Origin of the sequence: Yoonia sp., assembly GCF_036007805.1 — a bacterium.
In the GTDB taxonomy this organism is placed as follows: domain Bacteria; phylum Pseudomonadota; class Alphaproteobacteria; order Rhodobacterales; family Rhodobacteraceae; genus Yoonia.
Genome location: NZ_DASYOK010000082.1, coordinates 1 through 6,466 on the forward strand (window position 1 = coordinate 1; position 6,466 = coordinate 6,466).

Annotated in this window: 10 protein-coding genes; 3 read left to right on the forward strand and 7 right to left on the reverse strand. The window is 54.8% G+C overall.

Annotated elements, in window-relative coordinates:
* From VGP75_RS04990 to VGP75_RS05000, 3 genes are all read left to right on the forward strand, one after another.
* A partial coding sequence (locus VGP75_RS04990) for a hypothetical protein (RefSeq protein ID WP_327542603.1) occupies positions 1-215 on the forward strand: 215 nt, incomplete at its 5' end.
* A 64-nt stretch (positions 216-279) separates the two neighbouring features.
* Positions 280-561, forward strand: coding sequence for a hypothetical protein (locus tag VGP75_RS04995; RefSeq protein WP_327542604.1), 282 nt, complete (start codon positions 280-282; stop codon positions 559-561).
* Positions 562-772: 211 nt separating this feature from the next.
* Complete coding sequence (locus VGP75_RS05000; RefSeq protein ID WP_327542605.1) at positions 773-1,834, forward strand: Fic family protein; 1,062 nt, start codon at positions 773-775, stop codon at positions 1,832-1,834.
* A 167-nt stretch (positions 1,835-2,001) separates the two neighbouring features.
* Here VGP75_RS05000 and VGP75_RS05005 read toward each other — a convergent pair whose 3' ends face one another.
* From VGP75_RS05005 to VGP75_RS05035, 7 genes are all read right to left on the reverse strand, one after another.
* The gene (locus VGP75_RS05005; RefSeq protein WP_327542606.1) at positions 2,002-2,568 is read right to left on the reverse strand and encodes a hypothetical protein; all 567 of its coding nucleotides are present in this window, start codon (positions 2,566-2,568) and stop codon (positions 2,002-2,004) included.
* 42 nt (positions 2,569-2,610) lie between these two features.
* Positions 2,611-2,865 carry a hypothetical protein gene (locus VGP75_RS05010; RefSeq protein WP_327542607.1) on the reverse strand — a complete coding sequence of 85 codons (255 nt, stop codon included), beginning with the start codon at positions 2,863-2,865 and terminating at the stop codon, positions 2,611-2,613.
* A gap of 321 nt (positions 2,866-3,186) precedes the next feature.
* Positions 3,187-3,411: a hypothetical protein gene (locus tag VGP75_RS05015; protein ID WP_327542608.1), complete on the reverse strand. Its 225-nt coding sequence runs from the start codon at positions 3,409-3,411 to the stop codon at positions 3,187-3,189.
* 5 nt (positions 3,412-3,416) lie between these two features.
* Positions 3,417-3,656, reverse strand: a complete 240-nt coding sequence (locus VGP75_RS05020) for a hypothetical protein (RefSeq protein WP_327542609.1) — start codon at positions 3,654-3,656, stop codon at positions 3,417-3,419.
* Entirely contained in the window at positions 3,656-3,967 is a 312-nt protein-coding gene (locus VGP75_RS05025) for a DUF6447 family protein (protein ID WP_327542610.1), read from the reverse strand. The genes VGP75_RS05020 and VGP75_RS05025 overlap by 1 nt, the downstream gene beginning before the upstream one ends.
* A 16-nt stretch (positions 3,968-3,983) precedes the next feature.
* A complete protein-coding gene (locus VGP75_RS05030) occupies positions 3,984-6,209 on the reverse strand; it encodes a glycosyltransferase (RefSeq protein ID WP_327542611.1) in 2,226 nt (741 codons plus the stop codon).
* Positions 6,206-6,466, reverse strand: a 261-nt coding sequence (locus VGP75_RS05035) for a class I SAM-dependent methyltransferase (RefSeq protein WP_526025503.1), incomplete at its 5' end; no start/stop codon positions are given. The genes VGP75_RS05030 and VGP75_RS05035, both read right to left, overlap by 4 nt.

Sequence of the window (6,466 nt, forward strand, 5' to 3'; positions counted from 1 at the left end):
TCGAAAGACCATCAGCTGACAGCCGCAAAACATCTCGTATCTTCCGCATCGGCAATCTCTTCATCGGGCTTCCCTCAAAGCTAAAAAGCCAGACGGTAGCCAGTTACAGATTGCCTCGCAGCATCACATCACAGGGTGGCCAGATGCTCCGGAATCACTGGCCGGATAAAATCGGAATGGGTGGCCGGATACTTTCGGAATCACTGGCCGGATGACCCCGGAATACGCACCTTCGCCACCGTGCAGTTTTCGTTGAAAACGGTTAAAACGGAGGGCGTCATGATGACGAGCCAATCCAACACGACACAATCGCGCAAGCGCCAAGCGGCACGCGGCTTCGTACGGGTGGAGGTCAAGGTGCGCGAAGAAGATGCTGACTTGGTACGTGAGATCGCGGGCGCACTGCGCGACCCATCGCGGCACGCGGCCACCCGCTCAGTCTTGCGCAAACACATCACATCCTCGCCCGCCAAAAACTTCAAGGTGCTTCTTGCATCTGCACCGCTGGCAGGTATCGAGCTCGACCGCTCTGAAGATTTCGGCCGCGAGAATGATCTGTGACCCAGGGCCGATACCACCGTGCCTTTAATTAACCTGCCGCGCTATTAAAGGTTGGTGGCCTAACTTTTAATAACAAGCCGTGAGCTGCTGACACCACCCGACCAGCATATGCATAGTGGTGGCGCCGGGCGCGTTGTGCCTCTCAGTTTTGGGTGTAAATGGGCGCCAAAATGGCATTGCTAAATGGGCGTAATTAGGTGTATATTCGGGTATGACACAGAACCCGATCAATACCGACACGATCCTGATCACGCCGGAAATCCTGGCGCTCATTGCCGAGATCGACGAATTCAAGGGCGCGTGGCGCGCTTTAGGAACGCTGGCGCCCGAGCGGCTTTCGGCGTTGCGGCGCGTCGCCACTATCGAAAGCATCGGGTCGTCAACACGCATCGAGGGAAGTAAGCTCTCGGATCGGGACGTCGAGCGACTGCTGGCCAATCTGGAAATTAAATCCTTCGCCACACGCGACGAGCAGGAGGTGGCCGGCTACGCCGAGGCAATGGACCTCATCTTCCGTGCTTGGGAAGACATCAAGATCACCGAAAACCACATCAAGCAGTTGCACCGCGACCTGCTCGTCTACAGCGGGAAGGATGCATGGCATCGCGGCATCTATAAGACATCCTCGAACAGCGTTGCCGCCTTCGATGAGGACGGCAAACAAATCGGCATCGTCTTCGAAACCGCGACACCCTTTGACACCCCCCGGCTGATGACCGAACTAGTCGGCTGGCTGACGTCTGAGCAAGAACAACGACGGCTGCATCCACTGCTCGTGATCGCGGTATTCACCGTCGCGTTTCTAGAAATCCATCCTTTCCAGGACGGCAACGGGCGACTCAGCCGGGTCCTGACCACTCTGCTGCTGTTGCAGGCTGGATATGCCTATGTCCCGTACAGCTCGCTCGAAAGTGTGATCGAGCAGAGCAAGGAGGGCTATTACCTTGCGCTCAGGCAAACCCAGGGCTCGATCCGCAGCGGGGCGCCGAACTGGCAACCATGGCTGATCTTCTTCCTGCGCGCCTTGCAACAGCAAATGAAGCGGCTGGCCACCAAGGTTGAGCGTGAGAAATTCGTACTGCCGAGCCTGCCCGAACTGTCGCTGCGAATTCTTGATCACGCCCGTGAGCATGGCCGTGTGAGCATGGGCGACATCATCAAGCTCACGGGCGCCAGCCGAAACACGCTTAAACAGCAGCTGCGTCAACTCGTCGACAAGGGCTATCTGCTTCGGCAAGGTGGCGGGCGAACAACCTGGTACACGCTGCCTTAAGCACTTCAACACGAATGGCGGAGTATTTTCTCCATCACACGGTCTGCCCAATCACGAACTCCATCGACTGCTTGCGCTGCACGGCCTTCCCGAGGGGTATTGCGCGCGAGCAATTGCATAGCGAACAGCGCGGTTTGCCAACATCGCATGATCACATACTGCGCTGCTCAATTCAGCCTGACCTGTACCCCAAGCCCTACCTCGGCTTTCGCCGGAGCCAACCATTCTGGGAACAGGTATAGGTCCCAGCCCGCCTTGGCATAGGCGTTGCGGAAAATATCCAGCACCGCTCGTAATTGCTGATCAGTCAGTGGGATCTGCGCGTTGCAGGCGGCATCCCCTGTTAACATCATCAAAAGCCCCGCAGGCTGTTTTCGCATCTGCATCGTCGTGCAAAGCCAGCGTGGGGTTTCCAGATCGGTATTCACAGGCCTCGCGGGCGTCTCAGCCTTCCGCACCTGCCTCACTCGCTCCTGGGTCATGGATTGAACCACGTCTGTAGGGACACCCTTTGGCGTTTTTTCCTCGAGGTGTTTGATGAACACAGGGATGAGCTGATCCATTAGCCGACGCGTCAGATAGATGACCTGCTTGGCGCCCGTGGCATCCACAGCGTTTAAGCAGATTCGATCTTCGATCAGATCATAGCGCGCGGTAAACATCTGCACGGCAAAGGAGCGCTCCTCCCCTAAACCGACGCTTTCACCGCTAGCAGGATATTCATGCTGGGACACTTTTGAACATTCCCTTTTATTGCTAACTCTTCTTAATCATCGTCACTTGCGTGACACTGGGATCGCTAAGTACTCAAATTGCCATTTGCTGCGCTTGCGTATAGCTAATACCACTCTACCATCCTCATATGCTGTCCGCGCATCTTTTTTATGTGGACCAGCACAGTATTCGCCGAGATGATAAAGAATACGCGAACCGTCCGTGGCATTTGCAACCGTGGCGTCAAAGGCACCTTGACGAATACCAGTAATATCAATCAGCTCGTTTTCTGAGCAGCAGGCACGGCTTTTGGTCACGTCCCTAGAAGCCTGTTTCTTCGGAGCGCTAGTCAGCGCTGTATTTAACGGTCCATTTGACAAAATGGCCTCCCTCCTTAATCGGCTGCAAGCAAAATTTCACGCAAAGAATAGATCATTCCTTTATGCACAAACATCCGAATTCTTAGTTTCAGCCATTTCTGAAGAAACCTCAATGACCCGATGACCTTGGCAGCGTTGTATCGGAAGCCGTTACGCACTGATTATAGGCCAACACTAAGCTCAGTTCGTTAAAAGACGCGCCCTTGCTGGAGCAGCATCCAATTTATTTTGGCTGTGTTTGGCGCTAAGCAAAGAGCATCATTCAGTCGCAGGGGCTTCAGCCGCGATGACTGCTTCCGACTTTTCCAACTCGGCCTTCAGCCCGGCAATATAGCTGGCCTTGGCGGTGTTGTAGACGGCGATCTCATCCTTGATCTTGCGCATCTGAAATTCCAAAAACTGCAGGCTGGCCAGCTGGGCCTTGCCGTTATCGCTAAGGTCTTCGGTATTGTATTCGATGCCATCGACATTGAATTTTGGCATGGGTCTTACTCCTCGTCAAACAGCGATGATAGATCAACGCCTGTTTTGCTCTTGATTATTTCGGTCTTCAGGTCCGCAATATAGGCATTCTTCGCCCGGGTCAGCAGAGCCATGAGGTTATTCTTTTCTTCGAAAAGGCGGTCGAGCTGCTGCAACCGCACCACGAGCGCCTTGGCCTCATCGGAGGCATTGAAAAGGTCGTAGTCCTCTCCATCCAGGCGCAGGATTTGCGGAGCATCAGCCATCACTCGGCTTTACCTTCCAACTCGGCCTTTAAACTCTTGATGTAAGCAAAGCGAGCAGTCTGGCAAACAGCAAGTTCATTTTGCAGCGCCATCAGCTTGGCTTCAGCAAATTGCAGGCTGGCAATCGCGCCCTTCGCCGCATCGCTCAAAGTTGAGGCATCATATTCAACACCATCGATCACAATCTTCGGGGTTTTCGGTGCCTCGGCTTGGGCCGCACTGGCTGTAATCACATCTTCGATAGAATCGCTGACGATTTCGGTGATTTCATTATCTTTAGTTGGCTTCGTTCGCGTTTTACGTTTTGTCATATTCTTGTCCTCTTATTTACGGGTTTCTTCTTAGCGCCTCAACCCAAGATAACTGCTTGGGCAAGCACACTGTTTTAAGATCATATCTGGCGATGGCTGTGGCGCGGGCTGCCGCGCCAAGGCGCGCGCGTTGCTCGGGATCGTCTAACAGAGAGCAAACCGATTGAACAAGGCTATCAACCGAAAAGAAATCGACCAACAGACCATTCTCGTCATGCTCGATCACTTCGCGTAAAGGCGCGGTGTCGCTCGCCACGATGGCTGCACCCGCGCTCATCGCCTCGATCAAGCTCCAGCTCAGAACAAAGGGATAGGTCCAATAGACATGGACGGTCGAAAGCTGCAGGAGTGAGACGAAATTGGCATAGGGCACCTGCCCTACGAAATGCACCCGCGCCCAGTCTTCATCCGAAATATGGCCGCGGACCTCATCGATGAATACATCTTTCCAGGACGCCGCACCGTTCTTTTCGACGGTGGGCTTAGCGCCATAGCTCACACCATCACCGCCGACGATGACGACCTGCGCATTGGGGCGCTCCTTCAGCAGCTTGGGCAGTGCCCGCAGGAAGATGTGGCAGCCCCGCATGGGCTCCAAGTTGCGGTTGACGAAGGTGATCACCTCATCCTTACGCGACAGCGTCAGCGGCAGGTCCGCGCCATTGCGGCGCAGCTTCAGCTGAACCTTTGGGTTGGGCTGGATGGCGTCCGTATCGATCCCATCATGGACGACCGTGATCTTAGAGCGGAAAGGCTCGGGAAAGGTGCTGGCCTGCCAGGTGGTCGGTGCAATCGCCGCATCCGCGACATCGAAATGCATGTAGTTGTTAAGGTTCTTGAGCCTGAGGCGGCAGTTGTTACCCGCCACATCCTCCACCGGAAATTCCGGGTCAAAGTCGGTATCGGCCCCTTCGGCTAGATAGAAGAACTCGCAGAAAACACCCAGCTTGGCCTGTGGCCAGACCTCTTTCAGGAACAGGCTTTCGCCCCAGCCGGGATGCGCGATGATCGCATCCGGTTCAAAGCCATGCTCCTTGAGCTTTAGGCAGGCCCGAAACGCACCCTCGGCTCGGATGATCTTGGTCTCGAAATCCACCACCCAAGGGTGGGCACCCGGCGTCGACCCTTGCGTCACGGCATAGGGCACCAGCTCCACGCCTTGCCAGCGGGTTTCCTTCACTTTCTGCATGGTCAGCGCGACCACTCGGTGGCCCCGCGCCGCCAGCGCAGGCGCCAGATGCTTGAACTGACCGGGGAAGTTTTGATGGATGAAGAGGACATTCATCGTTGTTTTATTGAGCTTTACCATAGGGGCAGGGTTCGTCTTCCGATGTTTAGCTGTAGTTTGGAAGGATTGGTTAGCGGCAAGGCCCCGTTCGACCAATCGCTTCTGGGCACCCGGATCCATATGCAGACGTTTGCTTCTATAACGCTGTAAAGCCGAGAGCGCCTCACGACGACCCGTAGTAGATGATTTTGGCAATTTTTCAGCAAGAGATATCAGATCACGCGCTGCGCGTTCTCTCACATCTTCTGGCAGCGCCGCCTTACTCAAATAGGCTTCTGCAGGCTTAAAAACTCGACCGATGTTCAGACCCATCATGTAGCCACCCGCATCGCGAAGCTCAAATCCGCCGCCTTGCGTTTCAAGCAGCAAGGGGAAAAAAGGCGCGATTTCTGGAAAAACATGGTTAGGCCAAGCCGTAACCTCCCAGTAGCGTTCGGCAATCTTTGCGAAATGGCTATAATCCTTGAGCGCGGAAAGGCCTGCCTGTTCAAAGGGCAAGATCTCGACTTTGGGCTTTGTTGGTACAACCGTGTCATTAGCGACATCGATATAAAGCGTACCAACCTGAAAGGCGTTCTGAAAATATGATCCGCGCAGATCACCCCAGACGCGGCGCATCTCGCCGCCCGCAGCCAGAAAGCGACGGAGGGCCAGACATCCCGCCAAAACGGGGCCGGACAACCTATTGGCATCCAATGTCTCGATTAGCGTCTGCACCGCCTTCGAAATCTCGAGGCATTGGCTCAGCGGGTAGGGTTTGCCATATTTTTGAGGAGATCGCTTTGAAATATCTGCGTCAACCAGCCGTCGCATTTCAAGCAAGAAAGCTTCAATCTCAGGCAGTTTTGGTTGGAGAAACTTCTCGGTCAGCTCACGCGAGAGCTCAGGATTTGCAATCCCGGGCTCGGCTGGCAGCCAGCGCTTCATAGCTTTCACATGTTGCAGATAAGTCATGTGCGAATTGCCGCAATTGACCCTGCTGTCCGCGCTGAGTTCAGGTCAACACCTCCAGCAACCCGCAACGCGCCAAGCTTCAAAAACCAGCCCAGACCCCGGAACACAAGCGCCGCAACGGATTTCAGATCCGGGCAAGTGATGATCGCAAAGCCATCCTCGGCCAGCACTTTGTGAAACTCACCAAAGGCGACCGGCATCTCATGCGGATAGAGATGCTCGACATTGCGCGAAGAAAACAGCGCATCCATCGAGCC